General features: G+C 66.4%; 18 protein-coding genes, 2 tRNA genes and 1 pseudogene. 9 read left to right on the forward strand and 12 right to left on the reverse strand.

Features of this window, described 5'->3' with window-relative positions:
• The first annotated feature begins 132 nt into the window (after positions 1–132).
• Complete coding sequence (locus ACLJN9_RS09530; RefSeq protein ID WP_410810737.1) at positions 133–1,959, forward strand: hypothetical protein; 1,827 nt, start codon at positions 133–135, stop codon at positions 1,957–1,959.
• A gap of 7 nt (positions 1,960–1,966) precedes the next feature.
• On the opposite strand, the gene ACLJN9_RS09535 is transcribed toward ACLJN9_RS09530, so the two are convergent.
• Positions 1,967–2,749 carry a hypothetical protein gene (locus ACLJN9_RS09535; protein WP_410810823.1) on the reverse strand — a complete coding sequence of 261 codons (783 nt, stop codon included), beginning with the start codon at positions 2,747–2,749 and terminating at the stop codon, positions 1,967–1,969.
• 326 nt (positions 2,750–3,075) lie between these two features.
• Between ACLJN9_RS09535 and ACLJN9_RS09540 the strand changes: the two genes are divergently transcribed.
• Entirely contained in the window at positions 3,076–4,605 is a 1,530-nt protein-coding gene (locus ACLJN9_RS09540; RefSeq protein ID WP_410810738.1) for a peptide deformylase, read from the forward strand.
• A 76-nt stretch (positions 4,606–4,681) separates the two neighbouring features.
• Here ACLJN9_RS09540 and ACLJN9_RS09545 read toward each other — a convergent pair whose 3' ends face one another.
• Positions 4,682–5,797 (reverse strand): globin domain-containing protein, encoded by a 1,116-nt coding sequence (locus tag ACLJN9_RS09545; RefSeq protein ID WP_410810739.1) that lies wholly within the window; start codon positions 5,795–5,797, stop codon positions 4,682–4,684.
• Positions 5,798–5,940: 143 nt separating this feature from the next.
• Here ACLJN9_RS09545 and ACLJN9_RS09550 point away from each other — a divergent pair, with 143 nt between their 5' ends.
• Positions 5,941–6,711 (forward strand): CPBP family intramembrane glutamic endopeptidase, encoded by a 771-nt coding sequence (locus ACLJN9_RS09550; protein WP_410810740.1) that lies wholly within the window; start codon positions 5,941–5,943, stop codon positions 6,709–6,711.
• A 130-nt stretch (positions 6,712–6,841) separates the two neighbouring features.
• Here the strand turns inward: ACLJN9_RS09550 and ACLJN9_RS09555 are convergent, their stop codons facing one another.
• Positions 6,842–8,107 carry a hypothetical protein gene (locus ACLJN9_RS09555; protein ID WP_410810741.1) on the reverse strand — a complete coding sequence of 422 codons (1,266 nt, stop codon included), beginning with the start codon at positions 8,105–8,107 and terminating at the stop codon, positions 6,842–6,844.
• A gap of 268 nt (positions 8,108–8,375) precedes the next feature.
• On the opposite strand from ACLJN9_RS09555, the gene ACLJN9_RS09560 reads away from it, so the two are divergent.
• From ACLJN9_RS09560 to ACLJN9_RS09570, 3 genes are all read left to right on the forward strand, one after another.
• Positions 8,376–8,466: transfer RNA gene (locus tag ACLJN9_RS09560), tRNA-Ser, on the forward strand.
• A gap of 35 nt (positions 8,467–8,501) precedes the next feature.
• Positions 8,502–8,577, forward strand: a tRNA-Arg gene (locus tag ACLJN9_RS09565).
• Between the two features lie 821 nt (positions 8,578–9,398).
• Positions 9,399–10,397, forward strand: a complete 999-nt coding sequence (locus ACLJN9_RS09570; RefSeq protein ID WP_410810742.1) for a hypothetical protein — start codon at positions 9,399–9,401, stop codon at positions 10,395–10,397.
• Positions 10,398–10,406: 9 nt separating this feature from the next.
• Here the strand turns inward: ACLJN9_RS09570 and ACLJN9_RS09575 are convergent.
• The 6 genes and pseudogenes from ACLJN9_RS09575 to ACLJN9_RS09600 form a co-directional block, all read right to left on the reverse strand.
• Positions 10,407–11,177 (reverse strand): annotated as a pseudogene (locus tag ACLJN9_RS09575) (DUF4928 family protein).
• Positions 11,178–11,215: 38 nt separating this feature from the next.
• Positions 11,216–11,449, reverse strand: coding sequence for a hypothetical protein (locus tag ACLJN9_RS09580; protein ID WP_410810743.1), 234 nt, complete (start codon positions 11,447–11,449; stop codon positions 11,216–11,218).
• A gap of 111 nt (positions 11,450–11,560) precedes the next feature.
• The gene (locus tag ACLJN9_RS09585) at positions 11,561–11,983 is read right to left on the reverse strand and encodes a very short patch repair endonuclease (protein WP_410810744.1); all 423 of its coding nucleotides are present in this window, start codon (positions 11,981–11,983) and stop codon (positions 11,561–11,563) included.
• A gap of 13 nt (positions 11,984–11,996) precedes the next feature.
• Positions 11,997–12,722, reverse strand: a complete 726-nt coding sequence (locus ACLJN9_RS09590) for a GIY-YIG nuclease family protein (protein WP_410810745.1) — start codon at positions 12,720–12,722, stop codon at positions 11,997–11,999.
• A 41-nt stretch (positions 12,723–12,763) separates the two neighbouring features.
• Entirely contained in the window at positions 12,764–13,936 is a 1,173-nt protein-coding gene (locus tag ACLJN9_RS09595; protein WP_410810746.1) for a DNA cytosine methyltransferase, read from the reverse strand.
• A gap of 356 nt (positions 13,937–14,292) precedes the next feature.
• Positions 14,293–17,169, reverse strand: a complete 2,877-nt coding sequence (locus ACLJN9_RS09600) for a Z1 domain-containing protein (RefSeq protein WP_410810747.1) — start codon at positions 17,167–17,169, stop codon at positions 14,293–14,295.
• Between the two features lie 731 nt (positions 17,170–17,900).
• Between ACLJN9_RS09600 and ACLJN9_RS09605 the strand changes: the two genes are divergently transcribed.
• Both ACLJN9_RS09605 and ACLJN9_RS09610 read left to right on the forward strand, forming a co-directional pair.
• The gene (locus tag ACLJN9_RS09605; protein WP_410810748.1) at positions 17,901–18,218 is read left to right on the forward strand and encodes a hypothetical protein; all 318 of its coding nucleotides are present in this window, start codon (positions 17,901–17,903) and stop codon (positions 18,216–18,218) included.
• A gap of 345 nt (positions 18,219–18,563) precedes the next feature.
• Positions 18,564–19,058, forward strand: coding sequence for an HNH endonuclease signature motif containing protein (locus ACLJN9_RS09610; protein ID WP_410810749.1), 495 nt, complete (start codon positions 18,564–18,566; stop codon positions 19,056–19,058).
• An 88-nt stretch (positions 19,059–19,146) separates the two neighbouring features.
• Here ACLJN9_RS09610 and ACLJN9_RS09615 read toward each other — a convergent pair whose 3' ends face one another.
• Both ACLJN9_RS09615 and ACLJN9_RS09620 read right to left on the reverse strand, forming a co-directional pair.
• Positions 19,147–19,383 carry a tyrosine-type recombinase/integrase gene (locus ACLJN9_RS09615; RefSeq protein WP_410810750.1) on the reverse strand — a complete coding sequence of 79 codons (237 nt, stop codon included), beginning with the start codon at positions 19,381–19,383 and terminating at the stop codon, positions 19,147–19,149.
• Positions 19,384–19,508: 125 nt separating this feature from the next.
• Positions 19,509–20,870 (reverse strand): ricin-type beta-trefoil lectin domain protein, encoded by a 1,362-nt coding sequence (locus tag ACLJN9_RS09620; RefSeq protein ID WP_410810751.1) that lies wholly within the window; start codon positions 20,868–20,870, stop codon positions 19,509–19,511.
• 483 nt (positions 20,871–21,353) lie between these two features.
• Between ACLJN9_RS09620 and ACLJN9_RS09625 the strand changes: the two genes are divergently transcribed.
• A complete protein-coding gene (locus tag ACLJN9_RS09625; protein WP_410810752.1) occupies positions 21,354–21,506 on the forward strand; it encodes a hypothetical protein in 153 nt (50 codons plus the stop codon).
• Positions 21,507–21,576: 70 nt separating this feature from the next.
• Here the strand turns inward: ACLJN9_RS09625 and ACLJN9_RS09630 are convergent, their stop codons facing one another.
• Positions 21,577–23,067 (reverse strand): tannase/feruloyl esterase family alpha/beta hydrolase, encoded by a 1,491-nt coding sequence (locus tag ACLJN9_RS09630; protein ID WP_410810753.1) that lies wholly within the window; start codon positions 23,065–23,067, stop codon positions 21,577–21,579.
• Positions 23,068–23,161: the final 94 nt, after the last annotated feature.

Below are 23,161 nucleotides of genomic sequence, written 5' to 3' on the forward strand. Positions count from 1 at the left end.
GGGGCAGCGGGGTGGCCGAATTGTGGTCGGGGGTGGGCACGTGATCGGCGGTCGGCGAACCCGGCACATAGTACGGCAGTACCCCGAAACATGTCACGGCGCCGCCATACGCTGACTACCCTATGAATTGTCATGACTACTCCTGAATCGGACGCGCCCGGCTACGGCCCGGCCACCGGGTCGCCGGTGGAGGAGGCTGGCGGGGCGGGAACGCTCCGCAGCGGCAGGCGGACGGATCTGGCTGCCGTGCTGAGCTTCGTGGTGCTCGGCCTCTGGGTGACCGGGCGGCTGTGGTTGGATCCGGGCAGTGGGGTGCGGGACAACCGTTCCGATCAGTCGCAGTTCGAATGGATGATGGCGCACGGTGCGCGGGTGGTCACGCATTTCGCTTATCCGTTCCATTCGGACCGCATGAACGTCCCCGACGGCGTCAATTTGATGGCAAATACGTCCGTATTATCCATTTCATTGCCAATGACACCGGTCACCACTCTCCTCGGGCCGCGCGCGGCATTCCTGCTCTTCCTGACCGCCGGAATGATTGCCACCGCCACTGCCTGGTACTTCCTGCTCTCCCGCGTTCTGATCGGCACTCGCGGGCCGGCCTGGCTGGGCGCCGGCTTCTGCGCGTTCGCGCCGGCGATGGTGTCGCACGCCAACGGGCACCCGAACATCGTGTCGCAGTTCGTCGTCCCATTGATCATCTGGCGCACGCTGCGGCTCGGTGAGCCGGGCCGCTGGCTGCGCAACGGCGTGCTCCTCGCGCTGGTGATCGTCTGGCAGGCCTTCCTCAACCTGGAGATCCTGCTGATGACCGCGATCGGGCTGGGCGTGATCGTCGGTGCGCTGGCCCTCGGTCGCCCGGACCTGCGCTCGCGGACCCGGCCGTTCCTCGCCGGTCTGGCCGTCGCCGCCGTCGTCGCCGGGGCTCTGCTGGCGTACCCCTTGTATGTGCAGTTCTCCGGGCCCGGCGCCTACGCCGGGTTGTCCAGGCTGATCCGTGGCTACTCCAGCGACCTCGCCTCGTTCGCGGCGTACTCCCGGGAGTCACTCGCCGGCAACTCCCGCACGGCCGCGAACCTGGCCAAGAACCCGACCGAGGAGAACAGCTTCTTCGGCTGGTCGCTGCTGGTGCTGGTGGTCGCGTTGGTCTGGTGGTTGCGCCGCTCGGTCGTGGTGCTCGCGCTGGCCGGCCTCGGGCTGCTCTTCGCGCTGCTCTCGCTGGGCCGCGAGATCCGCTTCGCCGGCCACGGCACCGGTGTGCCGGGGCCCTGGGCGGCGCTGGAGAACCTGCCGATCCTGCACTCGGTGGTGCCGACCCGGTGGGCGTTGGCGATCACTCCGATCATCGGGCTGCTGCTCGCCTACGGTGCTGAGCGCGCCCGCGAGTTGGCCCGCTCGGCGCCGGCCGCCCGGCGGCAGATCCGCTTCGCCACCGCCACCGTGCTCACGATGGCGCTGCTGCCGATCCTGCCCACCCCGCTGCCCGTGGTCCGCCTCGACCCGGTCCCCACCTTCGTGACCAGTGGGGCCTGGCGGCCGTACGTGACCGGTGGGCGCAGCGTGGTGACCCTGCCGCTGCCGGACACCAACTACGCCGAACCACTGCGCTGGTCGGCGGCTACCGGGCTGGACATGCCGCTGGCCCGCGGCTACTTCCTCGGGCCGGACACGCGACCGAACGCGGAGGCGCCGAAAATCGCGCTGTTCGGTGCGCCGCCCCGGCCCACCAGCAGCTTCTTCGCCACCATCCGGCGTACCGGCGCGGTGCCGCCGATCACTCCGCAGAGCCGGGTGAAGGCGGTCGGCGACCTCCGCTACTGGCGGGCGGGCGTGGTCATCCTCGGTCCGCACGAGCACGAGACGGCACTGCGGCGGGGGATGACCGAGCTGACGGGAATCCAGCCGGTCTTCACCGGTGGGGTGTGGGTGTGGGACGTCCGGCCACTGACCGGGTGAGTGCGACTCAGCCCTGGCGGACGCAGCAGCCCTGGCAGACCTTCGGACTGGGCAGGGTGAAGGCGAGGCAGCAGGTACGCCGCTGCACCGTCGGCTCGCCGGTGGGCCCCGGCACCAGCTCGACCAGATCCGCGAGGTCGAGCGCGCCGAGCAGGGTGTCGATGGTCTGCACCGTGGAGCCGGGCAGCCCGTCCGCCGCCCGGAGGATGCCGTGCGAGATGCCGGAGGCGACCGAGCCGAGCAGCGTCCGGGTGCCCACGCGGACCTCCGCCTGGATGGCCGCGATGAGCGGGGCCAGGTGGGCGTCGAGGAGTGAGGCGCGCAGCACGGCCAGCAGTTCCGCCTCGCCGGCGACGACCCGCACCTCCGGGTGACCGGTGAGCGCCAGCGGGTCGTTGGGCAGCACCGCCACGGTGGTGCTGCGGCGCAGGCCCAGGGTGATCAGCGGCCGGTGGTCCTCGAAGTGGATCAGCACGTCGGACGGGTCGAGCAGCGGCACCCGCCGGGCCGAGGCCCAGCCGAGAACGACCGGCAGCGCCGTCCAGTAGCTGTACGACTTCCACGCCAACGCGGCGCAGGCGTGCGGGGTGCCGCCCCAGCGGAGCGTGGCCGCGTGCAGCAGCTCCGGCAGCCGGCTGCCGTCGATCAGGGTGGTGGCGGGTGCCCAGCCGAGCTCGTCGTCGACCAGCAGACCCTTCGCGAGCCCGGGCAGGTCGTCGGTGCCGAACATGGCGCGCAGCGCCGCGGTGACGGGAGCGAGCGGCGTGGCGGCCACGTCGCGCCTCGGCATCACCGCTGTCACCGTGTCATCCCCCGTCTGCGACCGAGGAGCTGACCTCGGCGGACGACCCTGCGCCCTGAGCTAAGGCTAGCCTAACCACGCCCGCAGGTCTAAGGAAAGCCTCTCCTGGGTCGGATCGGGAGCTTCAGGTCACTGCTTCCGGCGGGAGCAGGGGTCCGTGCCTGGGCGTACTACCCCGCGCCCGCCCCGAAAAACGTCAACGGTGAATTGATGCCGTTGATGGAATTTGTCAAGCGATGTGTCGGCAAGGTGCCAGTTGCGTGTGCGCTCGCGCACAGAACGTGAAACTGATATCCCCGGCCACGAGGAAGCCGATGACGACCACCCCCCTCGAACGGGCTGCCGAATTCTTCGCGGCCGAGCTCGCCCGTCAACGGACCGGGCGAGGGCTGTCCAAGAAGCAGTTGGCCATCCTGATGGGTTTCGACCCGTCCTACGTCAGCCACGTCGAGGGGCGCCGGCATCGCCCGACCGAGGACTTCGCCCGCCGGGCCGAGGCCGTTCTGGAAGCCAGCGGCGCGATCTGGCAGCGCTTCCGGGAGTACGACGAGCTACGGCACGCGCGCCCCGGTCAACCGCACCGCGAGCCGCACCTGCCCGGCCAGTGGCTGCCACCCGGCACCGGCCTCGTCGTGGAACGGGAGCTGGCCACCCTCATCCACACCGACGACGGCTACCGGTGCGTCATCCACCGCGAGCTGTACAACGCCGGCACCGAGCCCGTCACCCGCTACCTGGTCCGGGTCGCCGTCGACCGCTTCCCGAACGACCCCGGCCGCTCCAACCGGCACCACCGCGAGCACCCCCTCACCTTCGCCGAGCTGCACCTGCAGGCCCGCCGGGATGACGGTGGCGGCGACCCGGAGCCGATGCACTGGCGGGCCAAACACGACCGGGACGCGTTCAAGGAGATCTGGCTGCTCTTCGAGAACGGTGAGCGGCGCTTTCCGCTCTACCCCGGTGACCGGGCCACCATCGAGTACGCGTACAGCGTCGGGCAGGAGAAGTGGGGTCCCTGGTTCCAGCGGGCCGTCCGGCTGCCCACCCGGCAGCTCGCCGTACGGCTGGACCTGCCGGCGGCGCTCGACCCACAGGTCTGGGGCGTGGAGACCTCGCTCTCGGCGGAGGAGGGCCCGCTGCGCACGGCGCCGCAGCGACGCGACGAGGACGACCGGGCGATCTTCGACTGGCACACCGACGACCCGCCGCTCAATGCCCGCTACCGGCTGCAGTGGCGTTTCCGCGCCCAACCGGAGACCGACCCCGATGTCGGCCCCGGCGGGACCCGGGTCAAGCCCAGCGACCGGATGCGCGGGATCGGCATCGTGCAGCGCGGCGCCGACCTGCTCCGCCAGCGCGGCCGCCCGTTCGACCTGCCCGGCGAGGAGCAGGCGGCCCGGGACGCGGTCGACCGGCTCGGCACGGCCCTGGCCCGCCTCGACGAACTGCACCCGTTCAGCAAGGGCGTGGGCGTCGCCGCCCCGCAGCTCGGCATCGGCCGGGCGGCGGCGGTGGTCCGGCCACCCGACCGGTCGGCGGAGCCGGTCGTGCTGATCAACCCCCGGGTGGTCGACGCCTCCCCGGACACCGACGAGCAGTACGAGGGCTGCCTCTCCTACTTCGACCACCGCGGTCTGGTGCCCCGACCTCTGCGGCTGGACGTGGAGCACGCCCAGTACGACGGCAGCCGGGTCATCACCTCGTTCGAGTTCGGTATGGCCCGGCTGGTCGCGCACGAGATCGACCACCTGGAGGGCCGGCTCTACGTCGACCGGATGGCACCCGGAGTGCCGCTGGTGCCGGTCGAGGAGTACCGCGAGACCGGGCACCCCTGGCGCTACTGACCAACGGTGGGGACCGGGGCGGCGCGTGCCCCAGGGGGCAGGGGCACGCGCCGCCCCGGTGTGGGGGGAGGAACGACTAGAGGTCACCGAAGGTGTCGTAGCGGATGTGCGGCGGCGGCACCTCGTCCGCGGCCAGCACCCGCAGCGTGGACCGGACCATCTGGGCCGAGCCGGAGACATAGCAGTCGTGCGTGGTCCACGGCCCGTACCGGGCCACCACGTCCGGAATGTCACCCAGCTCGCCGTCGAAGTCCGGCTCGTCACTGCACGCGGCGGTGACCGACAGCCACGGGTGCACCGCGACCAGCTCCTGCAACCCGGCCAGGCCGTACAGGTCCGCCGACTGCCGCGCACCGTAGAAGACGTGCACCCACCTGGTCCGGTTGTAGGTGGCCAACTCCTCCACCAGCGCCTTGACCGGTGCCAACCCGACCCCACCGGCCACGCAGAGGACGTCGCGCTCCGAGGAGCGGTCCAGCGTCATCGACCCCATCGGGGCGGCCAGCCGCAGCAGGTCACCCGGGCGGACCCGCCGGACCAGCGCGCCGGACACCCAGCCGGCCCCGGGTGACCGCACATGGAACTCGAGCACGTTGTCGTCGTTCGGGGCGTTCGCCACCGAGTACGTCCGCCACACCCGCGGGTGGTGGCGCGGCACCTCGAGGCTGACGTACTGACCGGCCCGCCAGGGCAGCGGCTGCTGCAACGCCCGGCAGGTCAGCACGGCGGTGTCCGGGCCGTACCGCTGGTGGGTCAGCACCTCGGCGTGCCAGAACGGCGGGTTGTCGTCGTCCGCCGCCCCGGCCACCATCTTCGCGGCGATCGCCGCGTACGCGTCCCGCCACGCCTGGTCGTACTCGATGGTCCAGCCGTCGCCGGCGGTGCTGCGCAGCGCATCCAGCAGCGCGTCGCCCATCGTCGCGTAGTGCCGCTCGTCGACGTGGTACTTGCGGTGGTCGCGGCCCAGCGCCCGGAGGAACTCGTCGAAGCTCTCCGGGTCGTCCACGGTGTGGATCGCCGTGATGATCGCTTCCAACAGGCGATCGCCCTGACCGGTCATCTGCACCGGGAAGAGCTGCCGCAGGGCGGGGTCGAGCAGGAAGAGCCGGGCGTAGAAGTGGCCGCTCAGCCGGTCCCGGTGCTCCTCGACCAGGGTCCAGCTCTCCTTCAACAACCGCGCGACGTTGTCCACGGGGGCGCTCCTCCAGACGGCAGCGGATCGGGCGCCCATAGAATGTCCACGGAGCGTGTCCGCCGGTCGCACAGAATGTGCGATCGGTTCACGCCGGCCGATCAGCCGTGCCACCGGGGCCACCCGTCGGGCACAGTGGTGCGGTGACCGTTGAGCTGACCCGCCCGGTGTCCCGCCGGCTCCTGGGAACCGAGACGCTGCTGGTCCTCGGCCTGTCCCTCGGCCAGTCAGCGGTCTACGCGGTGGTCTCGATCATCGCGAAGCTGACCGCCGACGGTCCGCTCTCCAAGCAGACCGCCTCGCTGAACACCTCCGCGTCGACGCGCCCCTGGCTGGATCTGACGTACCAGCTGCTCGGCATCGTCTTCGCGCTGCTGCCGGTGCTGCTCGCCGTACACCTGCTCAGCCGTGACCCCGGCGACCCGGCGCGCGCCCTCGGCCTGGACGCTCGGCGGCCCGGCCAGGACCTGGCCCGCGGCGCCGGCCTGGCCGCGCTGATCGGCCTGCCCGGGCTGGCCCTGTTCTGGGTGGCGGCCCAGCTCGGCATCAACGCCACGCTGGTGCCGGCCTCGCTGCCCCAGGTCTGGTGGGCGGTCCCGGTGCTGATCCTCGCCGCCGCCCAGAACGCCGTGCTGGAGGAGGTGATCGTGGTGGGCTACCTGGTCACCCGGCTGCGTCAACTCCAGTGGCGGGTCGCCGCGATCATCGCGGCCAGCGCGTTGCTCCGCGGCTCCTACCACCTCTACCAGGGCTTCGGCGCGTTCGTCGGCAACGCGGTAATGGGCGTCGTGTTCAGCCTCTTCTACCTGCGTACCCGCCGGGTCATGCCGCTGATCATCGCGCACACGCTGCTCGACGTGGTCGCCTTCGTCGGATACGCGCTGCTGCCCAGGGAATGGTTCAGCTGGCTCTGACGGGTCAGCTGGCTCTGACGGGTCAGCTGGCTCTGACGGGTCAGCTGGGTCTGACGGGTCAGCTGGCTCTGACGGGTCAGCTGGCTCTGACGGGTCAGCTGGGTCTGACGGGTCAGCTGGCTCTGACGGGTCAGCCGGCCGCCGGGTCGGCCGGGGTCCGCCGGTAGGCGGCCACCGAGCGAGCCGCGAGCCGGTCGGCCGCCGCCCCGTCGCCCAGCGCCGCGGCGAGCACCGCCGCGCCCGGTAACAGCCGGGACGCCAGCCGCAACACCAGCCACCCGCCAGCCTGCGCCGTCAGCGGTGCGGCCAGCCGCCACGCCGCCTCCGCCGCCCGCGCCCACGACCCATCGACCGGATCGTCCGCCGCCCGCGCCGCGGCCAACGCGGCACGCGCGCTCTCCGCATCCGGGTGCACCTGGCTGAGCACCAGCAACTCGACCGCGCGGTCTGGGTGCGCCGGGTCCCGGCCGTACGCCGCCGCCAGGTGCAGCACCAGGTTCGCGTGGGTCCAGAGCACCGAGGCCAGCTCCGCGAGCGGCGCGAAGAGTCCCGCCAGCGCGGCCGCCGCCCCGCCCGCGCCCGCCGAGCGGACGAACCGCCGGGTCGCCAACCGGGCCAGACCGTCCGCCGAAGCGTCCGGATACCGGGTACGGAGCTGCTCGGCCCAGTCGGCCGCCCCGGGGCCGAGCGACCGCACCGCGGCGAGAGCCAGCAGCTCCGGAGCAAAGCCGGGGTGGTCGAGCAGGCGCGCGGTGACCGCGCGAAGATCCAATTCGGGGGTACGCGCCGAAGCCCGCGCGACGTCCGTCCCGTCCCGGGTGGTCCGCTGGTCGGCCGGGGCGAGGGCCTGCTCGGCTGCGGCCTGCTCGGCTGCGGCTTGCTCGGGTGCGGCTTGCTCCGGTGCGGCCTGTTCGGGTGCGGCCTGTTCGGGTGCGGCTTGCTCGGCGGGAGGTTCCTGTTCGGGGGTGGGGACTGTCTTCTTCGGCGCGGCGCTCTTCCGGGCGGACGTGGCTCGCCTGGTCGGGCTCGCGGTGCGCTTGCCGGGGGTCGCGGTCGGCGTCGCCGTGCTCGCGGTTCGCTCGGCGGCGCTCGCCGTTGGGGCGGTCGCCACCGGGGCGGTCGAGGTCGTGTCGGTCGAGGTCGTGTCGGTCGTGGCCGTTGTCGTGGCGGACTCCGGGCCCGTCGGATCCGGCGGGACGGGGGCCGCGGCGTTCCGGTCCGTTGGGCGCTGCTGGACGGTGGCCGCTGAGTCGCTCGCGGAGGCGGGCGGGCGGACCGGTTGCCGGGGCAGGGGAAGGTCCGGGTCCGGTGGTTGGAAGAGCACCGCCGGGGCTGCCTTGGCCGGTCGAGGGCGCTGACCGCTCGTCGTGGCGGAGGCCACAGTCGCGCCAGACACCGGCGCCGCCTTCTCCACGGCTTGCTCGGCGCTCGGTGGGGTGAAGGTCGCCCGCGGCGGGCGCCGACGCGCACGGTCAGCAGACTTCTGGCGGGTCGGCTCGCTCGGCGGCTGCTCCTGCATATCGATGGAGCGTAGTACCGATCACGCCGGTGCACAGCGCTGAAACACGGGGGTCGACGGCCTCGGTGGGCGCACGGGGGAAGTCGCTTTGCTCCCGGTGGCCGGTGACCTGTATTCTCGGGCGCGGTGGTCTGCGGGCCACCAGGGAGACTTCGCCTAGTCTGGTCTATGGCGCCGCACTGCTAATGCGGTTGGGGTCTTAAAGCCCCTCCCGGGTTCGAATCCCGGAGTCTCCGCGCGAAAGCCGGGTGTGTACACTGGCTGAGCACATGCGCCCGTAGCTCAATGGATAGAGCATCTGACTACGGATCAGAAGGTTAGGGGTTCGAGTCCCTTCGGGCGCACCACTTGAACAGGGAATATAGCCAATCGGCTATATTCCCTGTTTTCGTATGGGTCACGTGTGGGACACGGTTGTGACACACGTTTGCCCAGGTCAGAGGCCCCTTTTCGGCGGTCGCGCCCCTCGAGAGGCTTCCCCGGCGGCCGAGCAGCCACGGAGCAGGCTAGTCTCACTGGCTGGGATTCTGGGTGCGAAAATGGGACGCCAGAAGCGCGGGTTCGCTCGTTTCCACAGGTAGCGGCCTCGCCTTGGTTCGGCGCTGGTGGAGGCCCTGCGGCTAAGACATCTCATTATGCGTCATATGCTTTCGCATGAAAGAGGGCTTCCCCCGAGACGACGTGGCTAGCACCTGCGGTCGCAACCACGAACAGTGGCCGTGCTGGTTGGCACGCCGTCCAGCCTGTCGATCGGGCGGCCGACGCCGCAGCGGTGGCAGAAGTTGTTGGGTGCGGCAGCTGAGTGATCAGGAGGTCGGCAGTTGCCGCGGATCATTCGCCGGGAAGCCGGCTCATCGATCCGACGTGAGCGGGCCACGGGTCGCGCCTGCCTCCCTCGGCGGGAACACGATGCCGGCGATCACCCGACCAACCTAGATCAGCAGCCTTGGCGAAAAAGTGCGTGCAAACGTGATCATGCCTCGGCAGGCCCGAGGCGATGCGAGCACGACCAGGCCAACGCCCGGCGAACGGCGGCGACCTTGCTGGGTTTGCCGCCGCTCGTCGAGAGTTGCCTGGTCTTGCTCGCCCGCGTCTCGTCACCGGTGTTGCATTTGCGTAGGTATCAGTTGGGCTTTGCCGTGCGGTAGGTGCGGTGCCGCCATACAGCGTGGCCACCCAGCTACTCATCAAGCTGCATGACAACGGCACGGCCTGGGCCACCGCCGATCGCGCGGTGCAGGCCGCCCGCAGCGGCGACGACCCGATGGTGCTGGCCGACGCGGGCAGGCTTGCCGCCAACGTGATGCGCCGCACCCAGCACCGCGACGGCGCCCAGAAGCTGATGCTCGACACCGCCCGGGCGTTGCAGGACGACACCGGCCTGTCCGAGGCGGCCCATAGCGCCCTGTACGGGCAACTGCTGGCCGCGGCCTCATACACCGCGGCGATGCGCGACGACCGCGACAGCGCCTGGACCCTGCTCGGCGAGGCCGAAGACGCCGCCCGCCGGGCCGGCGACGCCAAGTCCGAACGGTTCAACATGCTCGAACTGGCCGTCTACAAGATCAGCGTGTCGCGGGTACTCGGCGATTACGGCACCGCCGTCGACTTCGCGCGGCTGGTCGACCCGGCCCGGATCATCTCGCGGAGCGCCGCGCCCGGTACTGGGAGGACACCGCCCTGGCACTACACGGCCGCGGCCGCCCGCCGGCCACGTTTCAGGCGCTGCTGGCCGCCGAACGCGACAGCCCGCAGGAGGTCCGGTTCCGGCCATGGGCGCAGCAGCTCACCGCCGACCTGCTTTCCCGCAACAGCCGCACCCTGCCGGGCGTGCGCGAGTTCGCAGGCCGCGTCGGTGTGCTCTGACTGCCTCAGGCGGCCGGTATGGCAAGCGTGCAGCGCGGCGAACCCGTGCGGCGGCGACGTGCCATCTGGGGGCGTCATGCCTGAGATAGCTGTTGTGGCATCCGGTTCTCGGGGCGAAGGCGTTGGACAGGAGAGCGCGGTGAGGCTTCGGCTCTGTTGGACTGAGGAGATCCTCAAGTTGACAGCTCCTCGGCTGAGCGGAGAGCTTCCACGCCAGGTGTCGATGGCGGCGGACGTCCTTTTATTTGCTCGGACAACTGTCGACGTCCCTCGCGCTGCGGGTGCTGCTGTCATGACTTAATAGCACTTATCAAGCGATACCTAAGCTGTCGGACTTGATGCGCAACGACGGATTTCTCTCGATTAATTCTACTCTCCTAGTGTACGCGGCCAGAAGCGAATGTAGCGATGAGCGCGCACCATCATGGCTAAAACCGCTCATGACCTCACTTCCAGCGCCGACGAAGTCTTCTATCGCTTGAGTGTCGACCTTCGAGCCTAGCCCTGCGTTCTCCGCAAGTTGTCTCGCTGCGGACAACCTGTCTGCGGGGACCAGGACAATGGGCCGGTGATGGCGCGATAAATTCGAAGCGCATCGGACCGACATGAGACCTTCGGACGGGGACATCGTGACATGGATGGCGGCGTCGGCGAGCTCAAAATCACCGCGTCTGCCCGTCTGTTCATCTGCAGCAGTATAGCTTTCCCGACCTATAGCCTGACGCGGAAAAGCGATAGTCAAGTATGCGCCTAAAAGGTGCTGAGCTACCGCGCCCCCAACGGTTCCCCGCCGTCTTTTAGCAGCACGGATGATGGCGGTGATGACTTCTCGTGCCGGACGCCGATGGTTGATCGCCACTGTGATGCTCTGCTTCTCGAAGTGTTCAAGCTGAATGCGTTGCACAAGCCATCGCCGCAGCCCGTCGAGGAGGAGTTGCTTCTCATCCGCATGGGCGGTTCACGCGAGACCAAAGCCCTCGACTCGATGTAGCCTTTCGATCAGATCGCTAGCGGCCTCGAGGCCACCTCGGTTCGTGCGACCGCCCTCGCTGGTGAAAAAGCGATCTTCACTGAAACGCACGAGAATCTGCTTAATCTTGGAGCCGCCAGCGTGCTTACCTAGCCCCTTTTAGGGGTCAGATAGTCTTCGCGCTCCAGCTCGAACTTACCGCGCATCAGCTCAAGCACCGCAAGCTCGATGGCCATGTCACCTTTAGTAACTTCGCCGGTCTCGTTCCTTCGCTCCTCGTACCAAGATTGAAGAGCGTTGAGAAACTGCTCGTTGTGGAAGGCGGAAACTTTCCGATCCAGAGCTGGCCTCGGAGCCGTGAGGAGGTCCTGTGCGTCCTGCATGGACTGGGTCTTGCACACTGCCCGGCCATCAAGCTGCCGTGATCGGCTTCCTCAGACAAGAGTGCTAGCGGAGGCGAGGTTGCCCCGAGAACTTCGGCTTAGTCCGCATTCCTATAGCGATCCGACGATGCCCTGGATGCGCTCCGCTGCCTCTGCGGCCGGTTCGTGTTCCCAAACACGCACGACCGTCCAGCCCGCGGCGCTCAGTTCGCTGTCCACTGCGACGTCCCGACTACGATTCCTCGCGATCTTGACGTGCCAGTAGCCAGTTGGGTCAGACGGCATGCGTCCATGTGTCGGACAGCCGTGCCAGAAGCAGCCGTCGAGAAAAACCGCTATCCTCCGCCTTGTAAAAACGACGTCAGGGCGAACTTTCCTATCCTGCAACCGAATTTGCAGAGCGATTCGGTACCGAAGGCCACGACGGAACAACTCACGGCGAAGTGCCAGCTCCGGCTTAGTGCCGGAGCTTCGATTAGACCTCATCGCCTTCGAGGCGTTTGATGGCGGCGGGCTCGTTGGAAGCTTAGTCATCGACGCATTCCGTTTAGGGCATGACGAAGAGCCCTTCCGGCTCCTCAACGACTCCTTCGGCACCCTCGACCTCAATCACGCCGCCCAGCGCTTCGTAGCGGGCGAGAGCCAGGGCGTTAAGGCGCTTTGTTTGTGTCAACAGCGCACGCCGCAGCCCCGGCGAGACCTTACGTTCGCTGATGTTTTTGGCGAGCAGCGATATAGTCTGCGCGCGGCGAGCGATGCGGACATCTGGATGACAACGATCCGGAAAAATGTCGTCGGGAATGATCACACATTTTAGTGGATCGGGAAGTCTTTGAGGCTTAGCTCTGAGGATCTCGCCTTCATTGAGAATGGCATTAAAGGCGCTCGTCCTGAGCAGGATCTTGTAGACGGTGTACTCGTACGGATCAAGTTCCGCTTTGCGGGCCTTAGCCGGGAGATCACCGATATGGGGCAGAGACCACATCCATACGGAGCGAACCTCGAAGGGATCAAGCACATACTTCGCCACTGCGTCAGATCGCTGGCCTGTAAGGTGACGACCGAGTCTGACGCCGAAGCCCTCGGCTGTCTGTCCCACGTAGATGGGCTCATCGTCGTAGTCGTAAAAGGCGTAAATCCCAGCCTTCGCCTGCCCAATCGTCTGGCTTGGCCGTTGCGGGTCTGGGAGTCTGAGGGCAGCAGTGATCGCGTCACGGATCGCCTGGACTTCACGCGGCAGGAGCGTCGTTGCGAGGTCAATGCGGGTGGGCAACGGCAACCTCCAGGGCGATCAAGTCAGCTCGCCTCGGAAGGTTACTCGGCCTCGGCGGGTTCCTCATCACCGGCCGCGTTGTCAGGCCGAAGCACAGGCAGTAGGTAGTGCTCACCGATCCAGCGGACGACATCCACGACGACGGCGTCGCCGAAGCCGAACATCTGCTGGTTGGGGGTGCCAGCCAGGAGCTTGTACTCTGTCGCGCCCATCAGGTTGGCGTACTCGCGAGGCGTCATCCAACGAATCCGTGGCTCTCGGGTGTAGCCAAGTTCGACAAGCGCCTGCTTGCTTGACCCGCCACCAGTCGTTCGTAGGCAGCCAGCGATAGCGTCGCGGCGAAGCTCCCACATCGAGACGCCCTTCCGAGTACGGCGATAGGCTGTCCTGATGGAGAGCGCGTTCGCGGAGCGAAGCGCCTCGAAGCGAGCTAGCTGGCCGTCGCTGAGCGAATCTACGAAGGCTTTGACGCGGCGCTCATCCCACCATGCTGCTGATGACACATCATGCTCTACAACGCCGTTCAGGTCGCTTGGACCATCCGGCAGCGCGGGCAGGTCGAGGTAATGCATGGCAATGCTCTCGTGGTGGGCCTTGTGGATTGCTGTGACCCAGGCCGGCCGCGCCTTGCTGACTTCGGGAACTCCCACATGTGCGTTCTTGGGCAGGTCCTCTTTGTCGATTCCGACGATAAACATCCGTGGGCGTGACTGCGGTACGAAATGTCTAGCGTCGACTGACAGGACATCCAAAGAATAACCCAGCCCCGACAGGCAATGCAGCGCGTCTGCTAAGTCTTTCCCGCCGTGGCTTGTGGCGAACCCGTGAACATTCTCAAGTAGAACCACGCGGGGCTTCTTTGGAAGTTCTTTAATCACACGGGCAAATTGCCAGAACATGCCGGACTGGGTACCGCCAAGGCCGACTCTGTTACCTGCGAGGGAAAGGTCGATGCATGGGAAGCTGCTTGTGGCGAGTTCTATCCCTTCGGGCAGGGACTCGCCCTTCACTAGCCGAATGTCTCGGACTTTGAAGTGCTCCCGCGCGTCCGGATAGTTCGCGAGGTACGCGTCGAACTTCGCTTCTTTGATGTCGTTGGCCCAGACGACGTTGACTCCGAGAGGCTCCAGGGCCGTGCGCACAAGTCCAATCCCGGCGAAAAATTCCGCAACATTGATAGCTGTGCCTTCCATGGGCCCTCCATCGCCGATCATCGTTGTAGCCTATAACCGCAATGGCGAACTGACGAGGAACGACGCCAGTCTGTGACCAATCCAATCACGCCCTACGCGTGGTGCCAATCCTCTACGCTAGCCAGCTACGGACTGTAACGAAAAGCGGCCCAATGGGTTACGGAGCGAGTCGAGTAAGGGGGACGATGCGTCTCCGGCACCCCGACCGTGACAGCATCGGCTCAGCCTGACCGATCAGGTCCGGTGCCGGCTCGGTCGGGGGAATGCCGCCAAGCCAGCTCGGCCGGTCCACTCGAATGCCGCCGCGACTAGCGCTCGATCGATTCCACGCAAAATTGAACCAACTTCGCCTGAATGTGACTATCGCGATTTGCGCCTCAGCTCCTGTCAACGATCGCGGCGTTACGTCGCGAGTTGACTTTAGTTGTGAAAAGGACGAGGCGCTCATCACTGCCTACGGCCGTGATGGGCGCAACCAGTCTGAATGCCAAGGTGACAAGACTGGGATGCAGTTCGTCATTCATCTGGCCGGGAATGGGATTGTGAATCTCCGGCGCGCGGTCGACGGTCGGGTAGATCAATATCGAGCCGGACCCGGGTGTGACGAGCTGTCGAAACTGCTCACCGCCGACCATCATGGCGCCCGAGTTGTAATCTACTTCATGAGCGTGTTTTATGATCTCGGCCGGTCCGCGGTGCTCAACCTTGCTGATGCCCCCGTAATAGTCAGCCTTTTGACGTGTTCGTGTGTAAACGCTGATTGGCTCGTGTCCAAGGACGCGGCGGTTCGCCATTGACGACACGTGCTGCGGAAGGATTACGGCCCAGTCGCTTACCTGCTCGTCGCTGAGAGAGCCTAGCCATCGGAGGTCGGGGGCGAGGGCGTCGTCCGGGACCAGGCGGAGAGATTGCATGACGCTGAGTAGAACGGGATGACTGACCTTGCCGATCCAGGCGTTGTAGTCCCAACGCACCGGATTGGCCGGGTCGATGGTGCCGGCGCCGTTGACGTCGGGCAATTCGCCGTACAGATGAGCGTACGTTTGAGACGCGTCGAGAAGTGGCTGGAATGCCCGAGTGTTGACCTCTATGAGCTTAGGGTCGGACGGCCAGCGGCGTGGCTCGATTGGTGTGCCAGGCGACCGACGCTCGAACAAGTCAGCGTTGTACATCTTGTTGGCTGCTGTTGGCTTGAGCCAGTCGAGGTGCTGGGCGACCAGTGGAGGCACCTGGGCCGGGGTGAGCTGCGACTTTCCGTCGACTGGGGTGGCGTAGCGACGAAGATCTGCGCGGAAGTGCTCCTCGTCGCGACAGCTCGCCTCGAACGCGGCGTGCAGCGACGGGGTGATGTACAGGCGGACAAGGTCTCGATAGTGTGGCCGGAAGCCAAACCAACGTCCCATCTGCATCAGGGTGTCTTGCTGCTTCGTGGCCCGGCGGTAGTACGAGACGGTGAGGCCTTCGACGGTGAAGCCGCGGGCGAGGCTGTTCCCGCCGACGAGGATCTTCCAGACGGCGCGCTGGTCGAAGTCGATCTGTTCGTTCTCTAGACTCTTCTCGCTGTTGACGACTATGACTGGGTCGCCGCCCTGGCTGATGTGGCGTACTGCCTGAGCGACGTAAGGAGTCAGTTCCTCGTAGGTATCGGGCAGGCTGTCGCCATGCGCGAGAGCTTTGCTCACAGATCGGATGTCATCCTCGTAGAGCCCGCGCAGCCGGTCGGCGCTCGCAGGCGCGGCGTAGCCGCCGGTTTCCCAAAGATCGCGTACCTGCGATGCCTTCTCGTGGTGGATCACGCGTTGCATTGCATGGTGCACCAGCATGGTGTGGTGGCGGAAGGATCCCTCGCCTCGCTGTTGCCGGTATAGCTTGACTGCTCCGGTGAGCACGAACGCGTCGATGGCTTGCCGGAGACACGATTCGTCGTCCGTATCGTTGGGCAGAGGCCGAACGTGCGCTCCTTCCTTGGATGCGAGGGAGATCACCTCCGATCCTTCGGGCCCGGCATCGAGGTCGTGGAAGTCCGCAGCGCCCATGTATCCGTGGGGCCGGTCGAGCGAGATGATGAAGTTGCTCGGGAAGATGTCTTCGGTGTCGCTGGGATCGACGAATACGTTAGCGAACGGTGTGGCCGTGTAGCCTACGTACTGGGCACGCGGAAGCGAGCTCAGGAGCTCGCCAATACGTTGGTTTATGCTGGTTCGATCCTTCTGATCTTCGCGCCACTTCTTCGGATTGCTGGTGTTGGGTGAGGCTTGATCGGACTCGTCGTCGATGATGAGGGCTGGAATGTCGGCGAGTCGTGTGGTGATTTTTCGGAGGTCTTTGACCAGCTTTCCTAACACGCGGTTGTTTTTCTTCACAACTACCAGTCGGGCGTTGCTGCCTCTCAAGTTCGTGGGATCGTAAAGCGGGCGAACCCGGTCGACCCGCTCGAAGTCAAGGGCGCTGATGCCCTGTTGCAGGCTCCGATAGTCAAAGCTTCGCGTTGTCAACCGGACAATGTCGGGATGGCCAGCGTCGGAGGGCAGTAGTCCGTGCCGGACGAACTTCCCGTCAAGCCAATCCCGGTCGGTGTGGTAGTCAAAACCGTCGGTGTCATGCTCGCTGATGCCGCGAAGCAGGTTTTCGCGGCCAACGAGTTCCATGTCCAGCCGGCGTTGAGTCTGTGCTCGTAGCAGGTTCGCGCTGCCGCTGAGCACGATGATGAGTCGGTATCCTGCGTCGATGGACTTGGCGATAACTCCAGTGAAGTTGGCCGTCTTGCCGCTCTGCACATACCCGACGACCAGGCCTTTCGCTTGGTGACGTTCGGGCCTTGACGGGTCTGCCAGACGCTCCACGACTCGGCCGGTAGAGACATCGAGGGCAGCGACTGCGGTCGCGTTGAATCCGCGCTCGTACAGCAAATGGTTGCGGTAGTGCTCCCAGTAAAAGTCACGGCCCCGCCGGACTTCCTCGTTGTACCACGGCTCCCAGTCACCGTCGATGACGGTGTCGCCAGTCAGTCTGATGGGGATCATGCTGAGCAGCAGTTCAGCTGTTTGCTCCGCCACCCCGAGCAGCGAGACGATGCGCGCGCGACGAGCGGGAGTGTTCGGATCAATGGCATCGCACCATGACCCGTCCTCGGTTGCATCCCAGGTGGCAATGCGGTCGGCAAGATCGGTGGCTAGATCGTCACCCGGACTCGCGGCAACGAGGTAGGCGCAAAGGCTGCGGTCGTCATGGACGATAGAAGCGTCGTCCGCCACGGAGCTTGCGAGGAGGTGTATGGGTCGTGGCCCACGCAGCTTCATGGCATGGAGCGCTTCTCGGTAGCTAGTCGCGAATGGGTTGGTCATTGCGTCACCTCGATAGCATTCATGTCAGCGGAAACTTGATAAATATCGTGACCAACTTATAGCGATCTGACTTGCTGGGACTACGGAAATCGGTGTACGCAAGGCTCATCGATCGCAGAGATGACGACCGCCCGTGTCAGGTCACGCCGCTGTGGAGATTTCGCGGCCGGGAGTGTCGGTAATTGCTCCTGAAACATGACCATATTTTCCTGCGACCGTTGGCCGCGCAGCGCACTGGCAGTGCGACAACCAGGGAGCGGGTGCAAGCGGTCGTTGCTGACTATTGACCGCACGGGCAGCTCGGCGCAGAAGTGCTGGTGGATCAGGCCGAGCCTGGATCCGCCGAGCGCCGTTGGCCTTGAAGATCTTCTCTGCTGAGATAGGTCGTTCTGGCCGGCCGGCCCCTGAACGACGCGAGTCGGCGGTTCGCGGCATCCGAGCGATGCCGGGCACCCCAGGATGCCCCGCCGGCAGCCGCAGCGCGATCGAACCCGTGAGGACCCTTACGCGGTGCCATCAAGTTGGCCATCATGGCGCGGCGCACTACAGCGACCTCTCGCGCCCCAGGACAGACGGCTCCTGAGGCAGCTGCGTGATGTCGCGCCCCCAGCCGAGTCAGGTCCAGATGCCAAGGAGAGCCCGTGATCCCCCAGCCCTATCCCTTGTGGTGCGCCGAAGCATCCAGTGACCGCCACGTCTCTGCCGGCCGCGTCGTCGGCTGGATAGCAACGAACGAGGACGACGGAGACCTGCCCAGCGGTGCCCCGATTGATTACCTTCCCGTCGTGCACTTCACCGACCCCGAGGACGGCACCTGCGACGGCATACACAGCCCGGTCGAATACCAGCAGCTCTTCATCGGTGAAGACCCAGTCAAGGTAAGGCAGCAGGCCGAGGCGTGGGCGCGGAGGCAGCCGTTGCCACCAGCGGAGCCGGTGGAACCGCCGAGATTTGGCTGACTAGCGCGGGCAACGCTCCGCCTTTCGACTGCTGTCGTCGGCAATCCCAGTCAGTTGACGCCAACCGTGCTGTCAAGGGTTTCGTCCACGACAACTACGGCCTACGAGATCCTGGAATCTGGGTCAAGCGTCCGTTCCGGCCCCACCGATCGTCGCAACAACAACGTCCAAGTCGTGCACGACCTCGCAGCAGCTGGTACCGAGCAGCTCGCGGTGCGAGCCGCGCCAGCTGAAGCTGTCGCCGACTGGTCGAGTCCGTCCGACCTCGGCACGCAGCGAGCGGCCTGCGCGAACTGTTGGGGCACGCTCAACCGGACGCCCGTGGGAATCCGTAGACTGCCCCTCGTGACGGTCCGACCTCACCTTCAGGAGTGGCTGCGCCGAGAGCTGCTGTTGGAGGCCGGCCACCGATGTGCCATTCCGACCTGCCGCCAATGGCCGGTGCAAATCGCCCATATCAAGTCCCGCGCACAGTCTGCGGACGACAGCTTTGACAACCTGGTCGTTCTCTGCTCGCGATGCCATGATCTGTATGATCGGTATCAAGCGATCAGGCCTATTGAGATGCGTGCGTATAAGCGGAACCTTGAGGTCCTCGGCGAAGAAACAGGCAGCGTGCGGCGTCGGTTTCACGATCTTGAACTTTGGCAGTTGCTGGAGCTGTACGGTTTCCCCTGGCCTGCCGCGCGGCGCGTTTCCCGGGACCAGGACGGAGTGTTTGTTCTCCCGGGCGGCTGCGGCAAGACTTACATCTTCATGGCGATGCAGTCGATTTATAGGCGCCACCGTTTGTCGCTAACCCACGGGGTGGTGCCGCCGAGCCCTGGGAGCCGGTTGTGACCGGTGGCCATCAATTGGACCGGTAGCAGACGGATGGCCGAGACCGCCTGGCACACCCGCCAGCACGACCAGACGGAGCCAGCTACCGCTACCCCTGCGCCAGCCGGCAGCAGGTAACCACCGCTCCAACAAAGCGGGGGAAACTCACGTGTGCGCCGGCGTCGAGTTGAACGTCGCTGTTGTTGAGGCCGATGAGTTCGGACAGGCGCAGACCGGTCTGGAAGGCCAGGGTTATCAGGGCGCGGCCTCGGCGGCCTTCCCAGCGGCGGAAGGCGTTCGGGGCGGCGAGCAGAGCGTCGACCTCGTCGGCGGTCAGGAAGGACACCGTGGTGTGCCGGCCGAAGCGCGCCGGACAAACCCGGCGCTGGTCGTATCCCGGAACGCGCGGAAAGGGCGCGGGAGCCTGTCCGCTCCCGCGCCCTGACCGTCAGTGTGCCCCTCGGCCGGCCGTCACGCGGCCTTCACGAAGGACTGTGCGGCCGATCCGTTGCAGTCCCAGATCTGCAGTCGCGCGCCGTCCGCTGTCGAGCCTCCCGGGGAGTCCAGGCACCTGTTGGAGTTCGGGTTGCGCAACCGGTTACCTTCCTGGACCCAGTTCTGTGCGCCGCCGCCGTTGCAGTCCCAGAGCTGCACCCTCGTGCCGTTGGCCGTACCCGCGCCAGTGACGTCGAGGCACCGGCCCAACGTCCGCAGGGTCTGGCCGTCCCAACTCCACTGCTGGTCCCTCGAAACAGAAGGCCCCTGGCACGTCCACAGCTGCACGGCCGCGCCATTGCCGCCCGTGTCGTTTCCGCCCACGTCCACGCACTTGCCGCCCGGCCCGTTGATCTGCGTCGCGGGTCCGCCCGTGGAAGGCGGCGTCGTGCCCCCGCCGTCCTGGTAGTAGCGCACGTAGTCGATCGATGCGGTGAGCGGAAACTGGCTCTGCACGGGGTTCTGTCCGGGGTACGTGCCGCCCAGCGCCAGGTTGAAGATGACGTGGAACGGCTTGCGGAACTCCTCCAAGGTCGCCGGTGTCGTGTCGATCACGTGCGTTTGCACACCGTCGATGTACCAGCGGATCTGCGCGGCCGTCCACTCGATCGCATAGACGTGGAAGGCCGCGGCGTTGTTGACGGCGGGGTTCGCGACATAGTTGGCGTTCTGACCAGCTGTCCACGGGAACACGCCGGTCCGGAGATCCCAGAAGATGTTGTTCGTCACGGTCGCGTTCGCGTTCGCGTGTTCCATGATGTCGACCTCGCCGCAACTGGCCCAGTTGGTGGGCAGGCGGTCGTAGTAGGTCTGCGCTGGGTTGTAGGCGCTCGTGGACGTCTCGTCGCACGAGTCACCGAGCATCCAGAAAGCCGGCCACGAGCCGGCGGCGGTCGGGAGCGCCATGCGCGCCTCGATGCGGCCGTACTGGAAGGACCTCTTCGTGTCTGTCGTCATGCGGCACGACGTCTGGTAGAAGTTGCGGCCGTTGACCGTGATGGGCGTCGTGAGCCAGTTGGCGCGCATCACGAGGTTGCCGCCGGACTGCGTGCAGTTCTCGGGGCGGTACCACTCCCACTCGCCGTTGCCCCAGCCGTCGAAAGTATTGAGGCCGGGGTTGAGGCCGTTGCCGACGTTGTAGTTCCAGTTGGCGCCGCTGGGCGCGCCGGACCCGTTGAACTCGTCGGCCCACACGAGGTTCCACGCGGCGCGTGCGGGCTGCTGCTGGATGACCACGCTGCCGACCAGCGCAGTGACGGCCGCGGTGAGGAGGACCATGAGGCGCCGGCGGCTGCGTGACAGCGCTCGGTCCGCGAAACCTGCATTCCTGATCTTCATGTCGGGGAGCCTCGACTTTCCATTGGGGACAACGGATCGACGCCATGCCCGGGGCGACCCCGCGGCCGGACACGGCGAGTGGGCGACGGACACTCCCGCCCGGGGGCGACCGAGAGTGCTCTTCCTGGACAAGCAATGCGAGCCATCAACGCGTGAGAGCGCTCTCACGCTAACCGCACGGATCAATAAATGTCAATGGCTAATGAACGCCGTGTTGCCGGTACATTGCCAGCTGACAGGAGACCCGAGAGATAGCTGCCGATTACTCGGGATTGTGCGGGTCGCGGTGACACGCGCAGTGGGTGGCCACGGCGGTCGCAAGCCGGTGCAGTGTTCCGGCGTGGGCAAGCCGTCGGCCGCGTATCGAACGGCGTGCTCGATCAGGCGCCGGATGGCTAACATGTCGGCGTTGGCGTCACGGGCTTCGGTGATCCCGTCGGTGTAGAGCAGCGTCCGCTACGCCGTCGCCAGGACGGCACGGGCATGTTCTACGAGTCGTTCGCCACGACCGCCGAGTTGCAAACCAAGGTCGCAGCGAAGCTGGGGGAACTGGAGAGCGCCGGGAAGCAGCTTTCGCGTGTCGACAGCGAATCTGGAGTGGCGGCCCCGGATGTCGATCCGGGGCCGCCGTGTTGATGCGGTTCAGTCAGGCCGCGACGCTGCGGCACCTCGCCGCCTTGGTGGTGGTGTCAGGGCTGGTGACGGATCATCGCGGGTAGTGGTGGACGTTGCTGGTGGTCTTGCCGTCCACGGAGGTGACGGGAAGGGTTGCCGGAGCGTGGCCCTTCTCCACCCAGTTGACCAGGGCGTCGAGGTCGCTGCCCGGGTTGACCAGCGGACCGGTGCTGAACAGGGGCGTCCCGCAGTGGTCCACACCGGGCAGCAGGAACAGGCGGTAGAAGGTGTTGACGCGCTTGTTGCCGCCGAGGGTGGCGTTGACGTGCTTGCGGTAGTCGACCGTGCCCTGGGTCGGGATCAGCTGGTCTGACTGGCCGTGCCAGGTGAGCAGCTTGCCGCCAGCCTTGGCGAACGGTGACAGGTTCGGGTTGTTGTTGGCGATGATGCTGTCGTACTGCTTGGTCGCCGAGGTGAAGAGCTGCGTGAACGTTCCGTAGGTCAGCTTGGTGCTGTCGAACGACGGGTTCTTCGTCACGAAGTACCTGGCCCACTGGTCGGGCACCTGGAAAGGCGCGCCCGGGTTGGCGATGTAGTTGAAGACGGAGCCCTTGTTCTGGCCGTACCAGAGCTTCTTGCCGGATGGTGAGACCGGGCCGGCCCAGATCTTGTTGACCGCGTCGGCGACCGCCTTGGTGATGGTGATGTCCTCGCCCGCACAGACGACCTTCTTGCCGACCAGGCGGCGGGCGTCCCACGTGCAGTTCCGTGGGTTGTCGATGACGCCGTCCTTGACGCCGTCCAGGGTGTCGCAGGCCGCGACCGCGGCGGTGTTGAAGGCGGCCAGTTCGCACTGCGACGGAGCGACCTTCTTCTCGTTGTAGACGGCCTGCGACCACAGCGTGGCGATCTCGAACCGGTTCCACTCGATCGCCGGCGCGTTGGCCAGGATGCCCTGGAAGTCCGTCGGGTAGTCCTGTGCCTCCGCATAACCTTGGCGGCCGCCGGTCGAGCAGCCGGTGAAGTACGAGTACTTCACCGTGCGGTGGTAGAACTTGCTGGCCACGTCCTTGCCGATGACCGCCATATCGTGCACGGAGCGGGAGGCGAAGTTGGTGAGCAGCCCGTTGTTGATCTTCCCGTCGGCGGTGAGGCCCCAACTCGCGTCGAGACCGGTCTTGACGCCAGCGTCGGTGGCCGCGCCCACATACCCGCCCTTGACCGCGCTGATCAGCGGGACGCTCAGATCGCTGAGGTCGCCGGCCGAGTAACCACTGCCGCCAGTGCCCTGGAAACGTCCGTTCCAGTTCTTCGCATCCTGAGGGAGCGAAACCTTGATGGAGACGGTGTCACTCGCGCCCGGGTGGGTCACGACGACGGTGATGTCGCACCAGGCAGGCACGGCGTTGATCGGCGGATTCTGCGGAAGCCCCGGGGTGGAGGGGAACGTGAAGTCGCCGCCGGCCTTGGCAACAGCCTTGACCGACACCACTGCGGTGCCGGACGGCGCGGAGACCGGAACGGTGGCGCAGGTGGTGGCGGCGGTCGTTCCGCCGTCGCGGGTGGCGGCGTTGACAGCCACGGGCGTGAGGGAGGCCGCCAGCGGAACTGCCGCGGCCATCAGAATCATCAAGCGTCGCTTCATACCCATACCCTCAGCGAACCGGGGCGACGTG

The organism is Micromonospora sp. 067-2 (assembly GCF_046549295.1).
In the GTDB taxonomy this organism is placed as follows: domain Bacteria; phylum Actinomycetota; class Actinomycetes; order Mycobacteriales; family Micromonosporaceae; genus Micromonospora.